The organism is Pseudanabaena mucicola FACHB-723, from assembly GCF_014696385.1.
Lineage (GTDB): Bacteria > Cyanobacteriota > Cyanobacteriia > Pseudanabaenales > Pseudanabaenaceae > Pseudanabaena.
Window position 1 is genome coordinate 22,344 of record NZ_JACJQB010000015.1, and the last position, 16,247, is coordinate 38,590.

General features: G+C 44.2%; 17 protein-coding genes. 11 read left to right on the top strand and 6 right to left on the bottom strand.

Going from position 1 to position 16,247, the window contains the following annotated elements:
• Positions 1-171: 171 nt before the first annotated feature.
• The gene (purD, locus tag H6F41_RS09405; protein ID WP_190403223.1) at positions 172-1,455 is read left to right on the top strand and encodes a phosphoribosylamine--glycine ligase; all 1,284 of its coding nucleotides are present in this window, start codon (positions 172-174) and stop codon (positions 1,453-1,455) included.
• A gap of 47 nt (positions 1,456-1,502) precedes the next feature.
• Here the strand turns inward: purD and H6F41_RS09410 are convergent, their stop codons facing one another.
• Positions 1,503-2,006, bottom strand: a complete 504-nt coding sequence (locus H6F41_RS09410; protein WP_190403224.1) for a hypothetical protein — start codon at positions 2,004-2,006, stop codon at positions 1,503-1,505.
• A 769-nt stretch (positions 2,007-2,775) separates the two neighbouring features.
• Here H6F41_RS09410 and H6F41_RS09415 point away from each other — a divergent pair.
• Positions 2,776-4,176, top strand: a complete 1,401-nt coding sequence (locus H6F41_RS09415; protein WP_190403225.1) for an ABC transporter substrate-binding protein — start codon at positions 2,776-2,778, stop codon at positions 4,174-4,176.
• Between the two features lie 84 nt (positions 4,177-4,260).
• Here the strand turns inward: H6F41_RS09415 and fabF are convergent, their stop codons facing one another.
• Positions 4,261-5,517 (bottom strand): beta-ketoacyl-ACP synthase II, encoded by a 1,257-nt coding sequence (gene fabF, locus H6F41_RS09420; RefSeq protein ID WP_190403226.1) that lies wholly within the window; start codon positions 5,515-5,517, stop codon positions 4,261-4,263.
• A gap of 84 nt (positions 5,518-5,601) precedes the next feature.
• Positions 5,602-5,838 (bottom strand): acyl carrier protein, encoded by a 237-nt coding sequence (gene acpP / locus H6F41_RS09425; RefSeq protein ID WP_190403227.1) that lies wholly within the window; start codon positions 5,836-5,838, stop codon positions 5,602-5,604.
• 296 nt (positions 5,839-6,134) lie between these two features.
• Here acpP and cobJ point away from each other — a divergent pair, with 296 nt between their 5' ends.
• The 3 genes from cobJ to H6F41_RS09440 all read left to right on the top strand — a co-directional run bounded on the left by cobJ (position 6,135) and on the right by H6F41_RS09440 (position 8,532).
• Positions 6,135-7,571 (top strand): precorrin-3B C(17)-methyltransferase, encoded by a 1,437-nt coding sequence (cobJ, locus tag H6F41_RS09430; RefSeq protein ID WP_190403228.1) that lies wholly within the window; start codon positions 6,135-6,137, stop codon positions 7,569-7,571.
• 178 nt (positions 7,572-7,749) lie between these two features.
• Positions 7,750-7,968 carry a hypothetical protein gene (locus tag H6F41_RS09435; RefSeq protein WP_190403229.1) on the top strand — a complete coding sequence of 73 codons (219 nt, stop codon included), beginning with the start codon at positions 7,750-7,752 and terminating at the stop codon, positions 7,966-7,968.
• A 3-nt stretch (positions 7,969-7,971) separates the two neighbouring features.
• Positions 7,972-8,532, top strand: a complete 561-nt coding sequence (locus H6F41_RS09440; protein ID WP_190403230.1) for an aspartyl/asparaginyl beta-hydroxylase domain-containing protein — start codon at positions 7,972-7,974, stop codon at positions 8,530-8,532.
• A gap of 65 nt (positions 8,533-8,597) precedes the next feature.
• Here the strand turns inward: H6F41_RS09440 and fbp are convergent, their stop codons facing one another.
• Positions 8,598-9,623 (bottom strand): class 1 fructose-bisphosphatase, encoded by a 1,026-nt coding sequence (fbp, locus tag H6F41_RS09445; protein ID WP_190403231.1) that lies wholly within the window; start codon positions 9,621-9,623, stop codon positions 8,598-8,600.
• Positions 9,624-9,701: 78 nt separating this feature from the next.
• Between fbp and H6F41_RS09450 the strand changes: the two genes are divergently transcribed.
• The 5 genes from H6F41_RS09450 to larB all read left to right on the top strand — a co-directional run bounded on the left by H6F41_RS09450 (position 9,702) and on the right by larB (position 14,588).
• Positions 9,702-10,937: a protein phosphatase 2C domain-containing protein gene (locus tag H6F41_RS09450; protein ID WP_190403232.1), complete on the top strand. Its 1,236-nt coding sequence runs from the start codon at positions 9,702-9,704 to the stop codon at positions 10,935-10,937.
• A 42-nt stretch (positions 10,938-10,979) separates the two neighbouring features.
• Positions 10,980-11,903: a LysR family transcriptional regulator gene (locus tag H6F41_RS09455; RefSeq protein WP_190403233.1), complete on the top strand. Its 924-nt coding sequence runs from the start codon at positions 10,980-10,982 to the stop codon at positions 11,901-11,903.
• A gap of 79 nt (positions 11,904-11,982) precedes the next feature.
• Positions 11,983-13,020: an anthranilate phosphoribosyltransferase family protein gene (locus tag H6F41_RS09460; RefSeq protein WP_190403234.1), complete on the top strand. Its 1,038-nt coding sequence runs from the start codon at positions 11,983-11,985 to the stop codon at positions 13,018-13,020.
• Positions 13,021-13,132: 112 nt separating this feature from the next.
• Positions 13,133-13,735, top strand: a complete 603-nt coding sequence (locus H6F41_RS09465) for a heme-binding protein (RefSeq protein ID WP_190403235.1) — start codon at positions 13,133-13,135, stop codon at positions 13,733-13,735.
• A gap of 94 nt (positions 13,736-13,829) precedes the next feature.
• Positions 13,830-14,588: a nickel pincer cofactor biosynthesis protein LarB gene (larB, locus tag H6F41_RS09470; protein WP_190403236.1), complete on the top strand. Its 759-nt coding sequence runs from the start codon at positions 13,830-13,832 to the stop codon at positions 14,586-14,588.
• A 21-nt stretch (positions 14,589-14,609) separates the two neighbouring features.
• On the opposite strand, the gene H6F41_RS09475 is transcribed toward larB, so the two are convergent.
• Positions 14,610-15,260 (bottom strand): 4'-phosphopantetheinyl transferase family protein, encoded by a 651-nt coding sequence (locus H6F41_RS09475; protein ID WP_190403237.1) that lies wholly within the window; start codon positions 15,258-15,260, stop codon positions 14,610-14,612.
• Positions 15,261-15,433: 173 nt separating this feature from the next.
• On the opposite strand from H6F41_RS09475, the gene H6F41_RS09480 reads away from it, so the two are divergent.
• Positions 15,434-15,739, top strand: coding sequence for a hypothetical protein (locus tag H6F41_RS09480; RefSeq protein ID WP_190403238.1), 306 nt, complete (start codon positions 15,434-15,436; stop codon positions 15,737-15,739).
• A gap of 43 nt (positions 15,740-15,782) precedes the next feature.
• On the opposite strand, the gene H6F41_RS09485 is transcribed toward H6F41_RS09480, so the two are convergent.
• Positions 15,783-16,058 carry a MoaD/ThiS family protein gene (locus H6F41_RS09485; protein ID WP_190403239.1) on the bottom strand — a complete coding sequence of 92 codons (276 nt, stop codon included), beginning with the start codon at positions 16,056-16,058 and terminating at the stop codon, positions 15,783-15,785.
• Between the last annotated feature and the right edge of the window lie 189 nt (positions 16,059-16,247).

A 16,247-nucleotide genomic window follows, 5' to 3' on the forward strand; every position in this document is an offset into this window, starting at 1 on the left:
CCTCAGGTATAATTGATGGCTGAATGATCGAATTTTTAAGATTTGTAGCTCTGTTTGAAAAATTGAAAAAAATTTGTCAACAGTCTATCAGTCGAACAAGTATACGATCATTCATCGCTTTTTCAGTACAAGTTGAAAGAGCAACCCTAGTGTGAGTATAAAAGGTGTAATTTGAAAGTCCTCGTGGTTGGCAGTGGCGGTAGAGAACACGCCCTAGCTTGGAAATTGTTGCAATCTCCCAATATTGATCGTGTTTTTTGTATCCCCGGAAATGGCGGTACGGCAACTATGCCCAACTGTCAAAATGTTTCCCTGAGCATTGACGATTTTGAAGGGATTTTACGATTTGCCCAAGTTCAAGGCGTAGGGTTTACGGTCGTGGGGCCAGAGTTACCCCTAGCCCTTGGTATTGTCGATTATTTTCAGGCTGCCGAAGCACTCATTTTTGGCCCTACGCAAGAGGGGGCGCAAATTGAATCTAGTAAGTCTTGGGCAAAGACACTCATGCAAGAGGCGAATATTCCCACGGCGGCTAGTGCAACTTTTCAGAGCCATGATGCTGCGCTAGCCTATGTGCAGGAACAGGGCGCACCGATTGTGATCAAAGCCGATGGCTTGGCTAGTGGTAAAGGTGTTACCGTGGCGATGAGCTTGGAGGAAGCTACCGAGGCAATCGATCGCATTTTTGCGGGACAATTTGGCTCCGCAGGTGAAACGGTAGTTATTGAAGAATTTATGACAGGTCAAGAAGTATCAGTTTTGGCTGTCACCGATGGCAAAACGATTCGTCCGCTCATGCCTGCCCAAGACCATAAACGTTTGGGGGATGGCGACACTGGCCCCAATACTGGCGGCATGGGAGCCTATGCCCCCGCACCTATTGCCACACCTGATTTGATGGTAAAGGTACAGACCCAGATTTTAGAACCTGCGATCGCAGCTTTGACGGCACGGGGTATCGACTATCGCGGCTGTCTCTATGCAGGTTTGATGGTTACCCCTGAAGGTGAACCCAAAGTTGTTGAATTTAACTGTCGTTTAGGTGATCCTGAAACTCAGGCAGTTTTGCCATTATTGGACAGCAATCTCGATGAATTGCTCATGGCTTGTGTCGAGGGCAAGCTTTCTAGTTTTGCACCGATCAAGTGGAAAGCTCAGTCATCGGTATGTGTGGTCACGGCCGCAGGTGGCTATCCTGACAAAGTGGAAACAGGTCAGTTTGTCACAGGTATTGGCAAAGCTGAAGAGCTTGGTGCGTTTGTATTCCAGTCTGGCACAAAACTCAAAAATAATGCCTTGGTGACCAGTGGCGGTAGGGTATTGGGGATCACAGCCTTGGGAGACAATTTAAAGAGTGCGATCGCAAAAGTTTATAGCGCTGTTGGGGCTGTGAGCTATGACGGCATGTACTATCGCAAGGATATTGCGAGTAAGGCTTTAAATTCAAGTCAATAAAATCAGTAAAAAAGGGTTAGCGCCTTCTAAGCGCTAACCCTTTTTTATTAGTCTGCCATGCTCAAATTGACGGTAATTGTTAGTTTTAAAGAAGAGTCAGTATTGGAATCATGAATCTGTTGTAAATAGCGATCGCCAATTGGTTCATTTAAAACCCGTGATAGCAATTGCAACAGTTTAGAAGCCCCATTACTAATTTCTTGACCGAAGGAATCTACAGGAGTAGATAAGCTGGGAGTCGCGGCATTGACTATCTGGGAGCTATTAGCAACTGGAGAATTTGTTGTTGTATTTAATATACGATTGCTATAGCGGCGCAAGACCACCTGTAAGTTGTTTTTAGTGACTCGATCACCGAAGGCATCTGATAGTAATTGCCATAGTTTGTAGCCCACATCTCTGATATAAGCAGCATCATAGCCAGCCTTATCTGCAATCTCAGAATAGGTACTACCTTCCCAAGTATAGCGAAAGATTGCTTCTTGAATTGTGCTGAGGCTCTTGTCAGCCAAAACAGAATCGACAATATTGAGTGCGTCTTCAATATTCATTGTTATCCTCACATTTCACTAATTAATTGTGTTTGGTGAGATATCCTTTCAAACTATTAGCGAGTCAAAAATATTTTTATTTTAAATTTGGATTTTCAGTCTTGATTTTAAATTTTGACTCATAAGTGGGAACTCCCTAATCAAATCTCCATTTAATTAGGCAAACAAACAGTTTGTACTCAACACATTTACTAATACTTGTCCCAGCTTACTGCTCAGATCAATGACTAAAATCCTTGACTAAGATTGCAATTACTCAACACCCATCCGTTAGACTCGCCCAAAGTTTGAGGGGAAATCCCAACATCAACATTGGTTGTCAACATAAGAACAAAACATGAAAACAAAATGTTTTCGAGGTCGCTCCTGTTGACACAGCTAAAGTAGCACAGTTTATTTAAACTTGTTATCTCTGGTAATTGTATATATTTGTATATATGTAAACCTCAAAAACATTTAATAGCAAGGTTCTCAGGGTTTGTCATATATTTTTGACTTAAACTAAAATTGTTTTTGCTGACAATTTTTTTAAGATTTTACGATTTTAATCAAGACAATAACAGGCAACTTCTTGTAACAGAAAAAGTCAGTTATTTTTTGCCAACATTTTCTGACAAAAAACAATTTACGATCGCAGCTAATATTGCCATAAATCATCGGTAATGCTCTTAATATCATGGGTTTAGCGCCCGTCAATCCTTGTTTTTACATATTTATAAACCCCAAAAATGATAGAAAATGGTCTTTTAATGGTTACAGAAGAATAAATATGGCAAACAACAAAAAAGAAGTATTGGTGCTAGCACTGACTTTAGTGATTTGTGGTGGCTTGGCAGGTGTGGGTATTTTGTTTTTTACTAAGAACACATCTCTAACTACGATCAGTAATCCTGTAGCCATATTGAATGAGCCAAACTTCATGGCAAATCGCAGTAGTGAGGGCGAGAAAATACTGATTAAAGCGGAGGTAAATCCTGAAAAGGAAAAGGCAATCGCCGCAATTGCCAACAAGGACTATGGCGCAGCAATTTTGCAATGGCAAGCCTCTCTAACTAAGCAACGGAGTGACCCTGAAGCGCTAATTTATCTGAACAATGCCAAAATCGGCGATCAAAAAGCTGTCAAAATCGCCGTCAGTGTTCCTATTGGTGGCAATGTCAATGTGGCTAAGGAGATTTTGCGTGGGGTGGCACAGGCACAAACGGAGATTAATGATCAGGGTGGTATAAATGGCGCACCTCTGAAAATTGCGATCGTCAATGATGATAATAAAATTGACATTGGCACAAAAGTTGCTCAAGCCCTAGTCCAAGACCAAAGTATCCTCGCGGTGATTGGGCATAACTCTAGTGAAGTTTCAATTGCGGCGGCCCCCATATATCAAGCAGGGGGATTGGTGATGATGTCATCAACGAGCATTGCCAAAGAGCTTTCAGGCATTGGTAGCTATGTATTTCGCACAGTTCCCAGTGTGCGATTTCAAGCCGATGCGCTGTCACAATATGCGGTGAAACGGCAAAACAAAAAAAATATTGGTATTTGTCTGAATTCTACGGCTAAGGCTAGTCAGTCTCTCAAGGAAGACTTTACGGCGGCAGTATTTGCCGATGGTGCAAAAATCAGTCGCATCGACTGTGATCTGTCCAGTCCTACTTTTAATGCGGACAAGGTAATTAACGAGATGCTGAATGATCGTGTGGATGCTCTTTTGCTATCCCCCGGTGTCGAAAAAATCGAAAAAGGGATTGAAGTCGCAATCATTGCCAGAAATCGTTTGTTATTGCTGGGAGACTCAACTTTATATACTTTTAAAACTTTGCAATTAGGACAATCTGCGATCGCAGATATGGTGTTAACTGTGCCTTGGCATCCAGACTTTTTTGTGGACAATCCCTTTGCGAGTAATGCGGTGAAACTCTGGGGTGGTGATGTGAACTGGCGTACTGCTACCAGCTATGATGCCACTTTTGCGATCGCAGGAGGATTGCGTAAAAACGATAGTCGCGTGGGCTTGCAACAAACCCTATCTAGCAATGGTTTTGAGCTAGAGGGAGCAGCAGGGAAAATTGCCTTCCAACCATCAGGCGATCGGGCAAATCCTGCAATTTTGGTAAAAGTTAGCAAAGGTGAACGCTCAGGCGTGGGTTATGACTTCGTACCAATGCGCTAACTTCTTAATATTTTACTATGCAAGCATAAGAAACTTCAAAAGCTCGGCTTTGCCGAGCTTTTGAAGTTTTTTGTAGAGATGTAATTATGCTTGGTATTTCTTGAAAACCAAAGTCACATTGTGACCACCAAAACCAAAGGAATTAGAAGTCGCCACATTGATAGTCATTGGACGAGACTGGTTCGGCACATAATCCAGATCGCATTCAGGATCAGGATTTTCTAAGTTCATGGTTGGCGGCGCAATGTTGTTTTTGACTGCCAAAACGGTTGCTACAGCCTCAATGCCACCCGAGCCGCCCAATAGGTGACCAGTCATGGACTTAGTAGAGCTAACTGCAACTTTATAGGCATGATCTCCCAAAACTTGCTTGATTGCCTTAGTCTCAGTCTTGTCGTTAGCGGCGGTACTTGTGCCGTGAGCATTGATATAGTCCACCATATCAGGGGTGACATCGCCATCCTTGAGAGCTAAAGACATGGCTCGTACTGCACCCTCACCATCGGGCGAAGGCGATGTCATATGGTAAGCATCGCAGGTGCAGCCATAACCAACAATTTCCGCATAGATTTTTGCTCCCCGCGCTAGAGCATGGTCAAGATTTTCAAGAATTAAAATCCCTGCGCCTTCACCCATCACAAAACCATCGCGATCCTTATCAAAGGGGCGTGAGGCATGGGCAGGGTCATCATTGCGACGAGACATGGCACGGGCTGAGGCAAATCCCGCAAAACCAAGGGGGGTGATTGCCGCCTCAGTACCACCACAAATCATTGCTTGGGCAAAGCCACTTTGGACTAAACGAAATGCATCCCCGATCGCATTGGAGCCAGCCGCGCAAGCTGTGACTGTGCAGGAGTTAGGTCCCTGTGCGCCAGTGTGAATGGCAGTCAAACCTGCTGCCATATTGCCGATCATCATTGGGATCATGAAGGGACTGCAACGGCTTGGTCCCTTGGTGCGAATAATTTCGTGCTGATCTTCTAGCACTTGCAAGCCACCAATCCCCGTACCGAGCAGAACGCCAATTTGAGCAGCATTAGCTGGCGTAATTTCTAGATTTGCGTCACGCAATGCTTGGATACTGGCACATACACCAAATTGAGAAAATCGATCCATTCTGCGTGCTTCCTTGGCGGGAATAAAGGCTAGTGGGTCAAAGTCCTTGACTTCTCCACCCACACGGCATTCATGATCGGTTGTATCGAAGCGAGTAATTTCGGTAATCCCGTTTTTGCCATCAACTAGACCTTGCCAGTATTCTTCGACCGTGTTACCGATCGGTGTGATTGCACCTAGTCCAGTGACAACGACGCGAGAGAGGGGCTGAGGATTTTGCATTTCGTTTGGAGTCAATATGTCAAAAATTTCATAAATGGTAAAGCTCTGTCGCAGAGCAACAAAGCTTTACTTTCAAACAATTACTTAAGCAGCTTGCTTGCTGTCAATGTAATCAACTGCATTCTGAACTGTAGAGATCTTTTCTGCGTCTTCGTCGGGGATTTCAACGCCGAACTTTTCTTCTAGAGCCATAACTAGCTCGACAGTATCGAGGGAGTCAGCGCCAAGGTCGTTAGCAAAGCTAGCCTCAGGCTTAACTTCGGCTTTATCAACGCCTAATTGTGATGCAACGATCTCTTGAACTTGCTCAAAGGTACTCATTTAATTAATCTCTGTTTATAACCAAAAACTTTTTAGCGTTTTTCATTTTATCGGATAAAGGTAGTTGTAGATACAAGATCGACAATATCCGCCTTAAAAATTTTTGCGGACAGGTAAGGATTTCGTTCTATGCGTATTTTGAACTATTGAGTCTGTAAATCATGTGATCTGGTGTGAACAGAGGCTTTATCTATACTTCTTCCTGATTCGTACTTTGGTCTGCAATACCAAATTTCTCCATGCCACTTTAAGCCGCAATAGGCTGTAGTCTAAGTTTACTGTCATCAAAATTTGTCATGAAACCGCCTGCCATCATCATCTTAGGAGAAACAAGTATTGCGATCGCAAAGCAAATCCAAGCAAGCCTCCCCGACGCGCTAATTTATGGACTGGCTAGGCGTTGCCAATCTGCGGATCTGTACTATGACCAGTTTGGCGAAACCATTGCCGAACTTTTTAGCCAAGGACATACCCTGATTGGCATCTGTGCCGCAGGGATTATGATTCGGGCGCTTGCACCATTACTTTCAGATAAGCGGGCTGAGCCACCTGTAATTGCGATCGCAGAAGATGGTAGCGCCGTTGTGCCGCTATTGGGTGGACTGAATGGGGCAAATGTCATGGCAAGGAAGATTGCGACAGCGTTGCAAGTGCAGGCAGCGATTACAACTACTGGGGATTTAAGATTTCAAACGACATTGCTATCGCCACCCTCTGGCTATCGCTTGCTTAATGATGACCAACAGGCAAAGACATTTTTAGCGGATTTATTAGCAGGGGCATCCGTGCGGTTAGTTAGTAATTTACCAACTGATATATCTTGGCTCAGCGAAAGTAATCTTCCTTTTGCTGATCATGCGAGCCACTGCATTGAAATAATTAATGGAGATGTCGATGGCACTGCAATCGCAAATAGACTTAGTTCTCAATGTTTAATCTATCAAGTTAATCAAATTACTTCTATTCCAGAAGTAACCCCCACAGGCAAACTCTCGATCATTGGCACAGGACCAGGAGCCGCAAAATGGATGTCTCCCGAAGTGAAAGCGATTCTTGAAGATGCGACGGACTTTGTGGGCTATAAAACCTATGTGAATCTAGTAAAAGCATATACCAAGGGAAAGACTGTCCATGCCTCGGATAATCGGGTGGAACTAGACCGCGCTCGTCATGCTTTGGAGCTAGCTACGCAAGGAAAATCCGTGGTGATTGTGTCTTCAGGGGATGCAGGGATTTACGGCATGGCGGCCGCCGTATTTGAAGTTCTTGATCATGATCGCAATCCTGAATGGAATCAACTCGATATCCATGTTGCCCCTGGCATCTCCGCAGTTCAAGCTGCCGCCGCCGCCATTGGTGCGCCCATTGGGCACGATTTCTGTCTGATCTCCCTATCCGATATTCTCAAACCTTGGGAAGTAATTATTCAAAGATTAGATGCGGCGGCTCAAGCTGATTTTGCGATCGCAATATACAATCCCATTTCCACCCAGCGCAAATGGCAACTTCTAGCTGCCAAGGAGACGTTATTGAAGTGGCGATCTCCTGAAACGCCAGTAATCTTAGGGCATCGGATGGGTCGCAAAGGTGAAAATGTGCAGGTAATTACTTTAGCTGAGCTAAAGCCTGAACTCGCCGATATGCAGACGGTAATTATTGTTGGTTCTAGTAAAACCAAGACTTTAAAAATTTGCGATCGCGTCCGTGTTTACACACCCCGTAAATACGAATAATTAGCTCATTAAGTATTGTTAAATGATTTGGGAAAACACTGCCCGAAGGGCAGCGCTTCCACAAACCTAAAAATCTACAAATGATTTAGAACTGCTATATTTATTATCTGCACTTCGTAAGTTTGCGGTAGTAAACTTAGCGATACCACAACATATAGGCAAATATCTCAGCCAAAATATGCACACTAAAGATCCTAATTCTGATTCTGAGCCTAATTCCCAAGATCAAAAATCTTCTCTCTTAGTTGAAATTGGTCGTGGTTGGGAATGGGTAGTTTTTTCAGTCAAAGTTTTGAGTCGTGTCGGTAGTCCCTACGAGATTCTCAAAACTATTTTGAATTCCATCAAAATTTTAGTATCTCGCACACTTAGGCAATGGGGATTTGGTGGTAAGTAATCTATGTATAAGAATTCTGAAGATTACCCATTTACGCAGTCATTAGAGGCAAATTGGCAAGTCATTAGACAAGAATTGGAGCAGCTTGGTCGTGATGATTTTCTGGATTGGCCAGAGAAACATCTGTATGGCAAGGGATGGCAAACTTTTGGGCTATATGCTTTTGGCATGAAACTTGGTAAAAACTGTAAACTCTGTCCAGAAACTACCAAATTAGTGGAACAAATTCCCAATATGGTCACAGCGGGTTTTTCTTCACTAGTGCCGGGAACTCATATTTCCCCTCATACTGGCTATCCTGATGGTGTATTGCGCTGCCATTTGGGTTTGATTGGTTGTGATGGATGCAGTTTGCGTGTTGGCGATGAAATTCGCAATTGGCAAGAGGGCAAGTGCTTAGTTTTTGATGATACAACTGAGCATGAAGCTTGGAATCGCGGCGAACAAACCAGAGTTGTATTGCTGATTGATTTCAAGATTGATGATCGACAATCCAAGTCCGATGCCTCACAGTCTAGCAAAACAGGATTTTGGCAGAAGCTTAACCCATTTCACAAGCAGTAATTATAGAAGTAAGTGGCGGCGCATCGCGCCGCCACTTACTTCTCGTTTAGCGAAAGTTCAACCCTCTAGATTAAAAAAGACTCAACTTCCTTCACATTCTCCACACTACCAATAATTAACGGTGTGCGCGTATGCAGCCGATCTGGAATTACATCAAGAATCTCTTGAGTGCCTGTGGTCGCACGACCACCTGCTTGTTCAATTAGAAATGCTAAGGGAGCAGACTCGTACAGTAAACGTAACTTTCCATCTTCATGACCAACTGTACCAGGATAGAGAAATATACCACCCTGAAATAGAATCCGATGGATATCGGCAACTAAAGCGCCCGAATAACGAGCCGTATTGCCTGCTTGGCTATGCATATGGCGCACATATTCACGCATGGGTTCTTGCCATTGCCAAAAGTTGCCTTCATTGACACTATAAATAGAACCTTTAGTGGGCATATGGATATTCTCTTGAGAGAGAATAAATTCACCAATACTAGGGTCAAGGGTAAACGCATGTACGCCCTTGCCTAGCGAATAGACTAGCATCGTGCTTGTGCCATAGAGAATATAGCCAGCCCCAATTTGCTTGCGTCCTGCCTGTAGTAGATCCAAAGCTTCGCCCGATTCATCATTCCCTTCTTGCTGACGGATTGAGAAGATAGAACCGATCGCTAAATTTACGTCAATATTGCTAGAGCCATCAATAGGGTCATAGAGCAAGGTATAACGCCCAATGGGGCAATTTTCGGGAATGTAATAGGGCTTTTCCATTTCTTCGGAAGCCAGCCGACAAACTAAACCACTTTGCTCAAAGGCTCGCAGAAAAACTCGATTGGCGTAGCGATCCATGTTTTTGACTGCTTCCCCTTGGACATTGACCTCACCCGTTACCCCCAACACATTTTCGACTAGCCCTGCACGGCTGAGGTGACGAGCGATCGTTTTACCAGCCAAGCCAATCCGCCCCATCAATGCACTCAAGTCATAGGCTGCGGGCGAAAATGTTCCCACCTGTGAGAGAACATGTTGCGAAAGTGTCATAAAGTCACGTCCAAGGACGATCTCTTCGGCGGGATTGAGTCTGGTAGAATCGAGCATGGGTGCAATTACCTTAATTCTTCCTTTTTATTATGAACTAAGCAGATAGGCATGAGTAAATTCAAAATCTAGAAGCTTGTGTCGCTCGCTACACAGGCAATACAAGATCTGGGTTTCACCTATGCTGAACTACTTAGACGCATTGAGATTATTCTTTCAACCATAGCAATAGTCATGAGCATTTGTCCTAGTTGTCAAGCTGTAAACCCAGATGGCTATAAGTTTTGTCAATTTTGTGGCAGTAAAATTGGGGGCGATAGCCCTGTAAATATTTCTGAAGATCTGACTATTAATTCGGAAATAGATGCATCGCCATTGGCAGTTACCACAAATATACAGACAACCCCAGAGACTAGGATTCAGGTTGAGGAAATAGAATCAGCATCTTTAAAAGTAACTGCGGAAGAAGGAATTCCTAAAGTAGAAACTAGTGAGGATATTCCTTTAAAATCAGAAGCATTATCTGCTGCGACTGTTGATTCTCCATTGTGTTTTGAGATCAGTTATGCCGCCAAAACTGATGTGGGCGTACAGCGTGAGCAAAATGAGGATGATTTTGTGGCGATCTTCCAAAGTCGGACTACACAGCGTAAAGAGCAAAACTGCGATCGCAGTCAGCATGGTTTATTTGTGCTGTGTGATGGCATGGGTGGTCATGAGGGCGGTGAAGAAGCAAGTGCGATCGCCGTGAAATCAATTCAAGAACAATTTCTTCCCTTTTGGGTGGATACCTTGCCTGGAGAGAATAAACTCCGCGAAATTATTGGTAATGCGAATCAAGCCATCTTTGAGCAAAATGAAATCAAGCATAACCAATCTGTCGGCAGAATGGGAACAACACTGGTGATGCTTGCCCTTCACAATCACGAAGTGGTGATTGCCCATGTTGGGGATAGCCGCATTTATAAAGTGACCAATAGTACCGTTCCAGAAATAGTCCAAATCACCCGCGATCATGAAGTTTGTAATCAACTGCTCGATCAGGGCATTGACTTCATTTCGGCAATGACGAGAGTTGATTCCCATCAACTTACCCAAGCTTTAGGCCCGCATTCCCTTGATTACATCAATCCTGATATTCAATATCTCAAGCTAACTGAGCCAACTTTGTTTTTACTATGTTCTGATGGTTTATGTGATCGCAATGTTGTAGAGGATAATTGGCGATCGCATTTATTACCGATTTTAAATGGAGAGATTGATGTAGAAGTTGGCATGGAAAAGTTAATTGAGTTAGGCAATCAATTGAATGGTCATGACAATATCACGGCAATTTTGGTGTTAGTTACCAAAGCTACTTTTCTCAACTCCTAGACGTTGCTTAATGATTCTAGTTATAGCTATCATTAATTTTTCATGCGTTTGGAACAATTACAGGCATTTTTGGCGGTCGCAGAAACAGGAAACTTTCAACAGGCGGCGCAAAAATGTGGGGTTAGTCAATCAACGATCAGCCGGCAGGTACAATCTTTGGAGGCAACTGTCGGTATCTCACTGTTTCATCGCCAAGGTAATGCCAAACTCACGTTAGGGGGCGATCGCCTGTTGCCCCATGCCAAGAAAATCTGCCAACTTTGGTCAATGGCAGAGCAAGAATTAATTGATCTACAAGCAGGTAAACAAACCGAGCTTTGTGTCGCAGGGATTCCGTCCGCTTGTGCCTATCAGTTGCCGCCAGTTTTGCAAGCCTTTGCCAAAAATTACCCCAAGGTACAATTGCGAGTGACCACCTTAGGGAGCGATCGCGCTCTGAAGGTGCTAAAGGATGGCTTAATCGATATTGCGATCGTCATGAATAATCCCTTTCTGGCAGCGAGTTCGGAAATGGTAATTGAAAGGCTATACGACGAGAGGATTCAGATATTAATGCCTGCAAATCATCCTCTCAGTAAAAAAGAGCACATCACATGGCGAGATTTGCACCATTGCCCACAGGCTGTATTTAAGGATGGCTATGGATTGCAGCGCCTTGTTCAAGATCAGTTCAATCGCCAAGGTATTTGTTTAAATGCTGTTCTCGAACTCAATTCCCTCGAAGCTTTTCGGGGCATCGTCAAGCAAGGTAGTTTAATTGCCCTCTTGCCTGAAACTTTTTTAACGGAGTTGGTAACTGACCCTAACTTAACGGTGCGATCGCTGAACGATCCAACCTTGACCCGCGAGATTGTGCTTGTCACAACTAGCGATCGCATTCAGATTCCACCTATTCAATATTTTTGTAAGCTAGCGGCGCAATTGATCCAAAAGGTTGATCTCGCTAATGTCAAAAGCGTAATTTAGGCAGAAACATGGGGTCAGTAAGCCTTCTGAACTATAATTCAGTTTGAACCGACTTTTGCATAAAATTCAACCTAAAGTGATGAGTAACGAGTTTCGCGAATTTTTGCGTAAAGTGGGGAGTGGAACACATACCAGCAAAAGCTTGACGCGCCAAGAGGCAGAAACAGCCACAAAGATGATGTTGCAAGGAATTGCGACTCCTGCTCAGATTGGAGCATTTATGATTGCCCATCGGATTAAACGTCCCACCAGTGAGGAACTGGCGGGAATGCTTGATGCCTATCAAAAACTGGGGGCAAAGGTCGATGCGATCGCAAATGATCTACAGGTGCTAGTGCTGGGATCGCCCTATGACGGCAGATCTAAAACTGCGCCCGTTAGCCCTGTCACCGCCATGGTTTTAGCCGCTGCAGATATCCCTGTATTGATGCATGGTGGCGATCGGATGCCCACTAAAGAAGGATTGCCATTTATCGAAATTTGGCAAGCTTTAGGTTTAAATTTCGCAAATCTGACCATTGCGCAGGTAAAAGAGAGTCTAGAGCAACATAATTTTGGCTTTGTCTATTTACCGCAGCATTTCCCTTTAGCCCAAAGCATCGTTCCCTATCGCGATCAGATCGGCAAGCGCCCCCCCTTTGCCACCCTAGAGCTAATGTGGTCACCCTATCAAGGTAAGCAATTGATTGTGTCAGGGTTTGTCCATCCACCCACCGAGACTAATATTCGGGAAGCCTTTAAACAGCATGGAATTAAGGAATTTGTGACGGTCAAGGGTTGGGAAGGTAGTGTGGATTTACCGCGATCGCGCACAGCTATTATCGGCATCAATCACGGTGAGCATTTTGAGAGATTGATTTTGAATGCCCGTGACTATGGCTTTAGTCCCGAAGATCCTGTGATTGCTAATGCCACCGATGTCGCCACCAAGATCATCTCTGCCCTCAACAATGAGCCTTCGGAATATTTAAATTCCGTGTTGTGGAATTGCGGCTTTTATCTATGGATCTATGGCGTGCATCGCGAAATTGCCCCTGCGATCGCCCATGCTCAAGATTTGCTTGCCAGTGGTGCAGCCATGAAACAGTTCGCAGCATTACGCCAACAATATTCTTAACAGCCAGAGATGTAAGTAGAGGCAATTCATGAATTGCCTCTACTTACATCTCTGGCAAATCTGGTTTGTAACGCGACGCGACCCACTTTGGTATAGCGATTACAATTGAGTTATGAAACTCTCTACTGTGCTGCTCATTTTTGGTGCGATCGCAATTCCCTTTGCCTTATATGCGGTAAACAAAGTCATGTCTGCTCCCCTACCCGTCGGATTTCCTGCGCCCACTGCCCATAACATCATCGAAGTTAAGCAATATCCAGCCTATCGCTCTGGTACATATACCTATGAAGGGAACCTCAGCGAAGCCACTAGCTATGCCTTTAATCCGCTATTTCGCCATATTAGCAGTAACAATATTTCCATGACTTCACCCGTGGAAGCTCGCTATCCCATGACTGCAATCGATCAACCCGTCCAAAGCGGCAAGGCAAAAGTTTCTTTTCTATATAACAACAACGCCATCAATCCGCAGCAAATCGCCCAAGATATTCAAGTGGAAGATCATGCGCCGATGTTAGCTGTGAGTTTAGGTGTGCAGGGAGCCTATGGGTACGATCGCTTTCAGAGCGATGTTGCCAAGCTTAAGCAATGGCTGGCTGAGCATCCAGAATATGAAATTGCAGGTGAACCAAGGGAATTTCTCTACGATTCTCCCTATACACCTTCACTATTAAAGCGTCGAGAAGTGCAGATTCCCATTCGTGCCAAAGTTTGAATCTAGCCCCTAATCGTTCTAAAAATGGCTTAGCCATTTTTAGAACGGTATAAAATCCTGTCATTTTTAGCATTGCCCCAATTGCCTCAATTCTATGCAAGACAACTTAAAGCAAATTCTGGATCATGTCGCCAAGGGGGAGCTTAGCCCAGAAATCGCTTTAGAAAAACTCAAATATCTCCACTACGAAACCGTGGGCGACTTTGCCAAAATTGATCACCATCGCACCCTGCGGACAGGTTTTCCAGAGGTAATTTTTGGTTTGGGCAAGACTCCCGAACAAATTATCCAAATCATGCGGGTAATGGAATCGAAAAATCCCTTAGTAATGGCAACCAAGATCTCTGAGTCTGTCTATGCTGAAATTCAGCCAGCATTGCGAGGCTTGCGATATTTCCCGATCGCAAAAATTTGTTGTCTAGGCGAGTCCACCATGCAAAAGCAAGGCACAATTACCATTCTCACCGCAGGTACTGCCGACTTACCGATCGCCGAGGAAGCGGCAGTTACTGGTGAACTCTGCGGATTTCAGGTCAAAAGACTGTGGGATGTTGGCGTAGCAGGGATTCATCGTTTGCTTAGTCACCGCGAGACAATCGCTGATGCGGAGGTGATTATTGTCGTGGCAGGGATGGAGGGAGCTTTAGCCAGTGTGGTCGCAGGTTTAGCCGACTGCCCGATCGTGGCAGTCCCTACTAGCATCGGTTATGGTGCTAGTTTTAATGGACTTGCGCCCCTGTTGACCATGCTCAATTCCTGCGCCACGGGGGTGGGAGTAGTCAATATTGACAATGGCTTTGGGGCAGCGATGTTGGCAGGCAAAATTTTGCGATCGCGTAATCTAGAGACTTAATCTGCTCGCGTAGCAGTCAAATTAAGCTCTGATACAAAGCGCCGCCGCATAGTTCGCATCTAAGCTCAATTCGGTACTTAATAACTTGAGCTGCCAACCGTCAATTTGCCACACCTCGCCCATAGGTCTCTGCAATAAAGGTGAGACATCAACACGATCAAGGAGATTAGCAATCCCCTGACCTGTGGCTTTGCCATAGGCTTCTTTGAGTGTCCATGCCCGATAAAAAGCTAAATATTGTTGATCAGGCTGATCGGCTAAATCTCTGATGATTTGTTTCTCGGCGTTCACAAAATAGCGATTGGCAATCTCTTCCACATCACATCGCAAATTGAGATATTCCAAGTCAATCCCCAACTCGCGATCGCAAGATACAGCATAGATTGCCAAATCCTGTGAATGGGCTAAATTAAAATGAATTGGCGAATTTTTTAAATGAGGTTTGCCTCGATCGCCATAACTAAATTGTAGATCCTGTGGCTCACAGCTTAGATGCTGTGCCAAAATTTCTCGCAAATTCCCCCTTGCTGCGACAAAATTACGCTTGAGCAGTTCACGTTTAAATCGATTAGCCCTTTTCTGTTCATCTGCTGAGAGCCACTGCCAAAATCGTTCGCCATCAACGGCAGTGATATCTAAATTAGCTCGATATAGTTGTAAAGTTGGCTCCATGATTACGAGCTATTTCCATGTCAGAATCTAAATACAGCCTATGGAGGCTTCGAGTAATGCAGAAATATTTTTGAAAGCGGCGCGAAGCGCCGCTTTCAAAAATATTTCTAGGTTTTAATTAAGCGCAAAGCGCTGTAAACTCTTTGAACTTGAGATGAGATTGGAAAAACTCTATGAATTTGCCTCTAGTAATCGGCGCACTGATCGTCTCCTTACTGCTGCTGTGGTGGTTGTTGAGTGTGATCAAAGCTAGCTTTAAAACTGCATTTCTAATAGTTGCTGTAATTTTTGCAATCCAAGTATTAACGGGTATTGGACCACAACAAATCTTTGCTCAAGTTGGGCAGTGGTTCAACAATTCACTCAGTGGTCTAGGCGACTGGCTACAAAATTGGGGCAACAAAGGCAAAGGAAATCTTGAGAAAACCCAATCTATGATTTGGCTCTTGCAAACTGCGATCGCAATGCTTAATTTATAAACCAAATAAAAAAAGGGATGCTCAGCATCCCTTTTTTTAGACTTTAGCCACCTGCGATCGCAGGAATAATGCTGACCTCATCGCCATCATTAAGAGGAGTATTTGCCCCGTCAAGAAAACGAATATCTTCGCTATTCACATAAAAATTAACAAAGCGGCGGAGATTGCCTTGGTCGTCACAAATGCGAGCTTTGATGCCAGGACAATTTGCTTCAAGGGATTCAATGATTTCTTTAACCGAAGCGCCAGCACATTCTACGGTGGCTTGGTTATTGGTCAATTGTTGCAAAGGGGTGGGAATGAGAACTTTAACAGCCATATTTTTTGTATCGATTCAGAGAACTTGAAACTTAAATTTTGCCATACTGACCGTCTTATACCAATTCACGAAAATGTGTCAACAATTTTGTGAATTAAAAACCAAACCCAGTCAGGGTTTTAAAAACACAAAATGGCATAGCTACTTTGTGTTTTGGTATTACATCTTAGCGCGATCGCGATCGCGGTC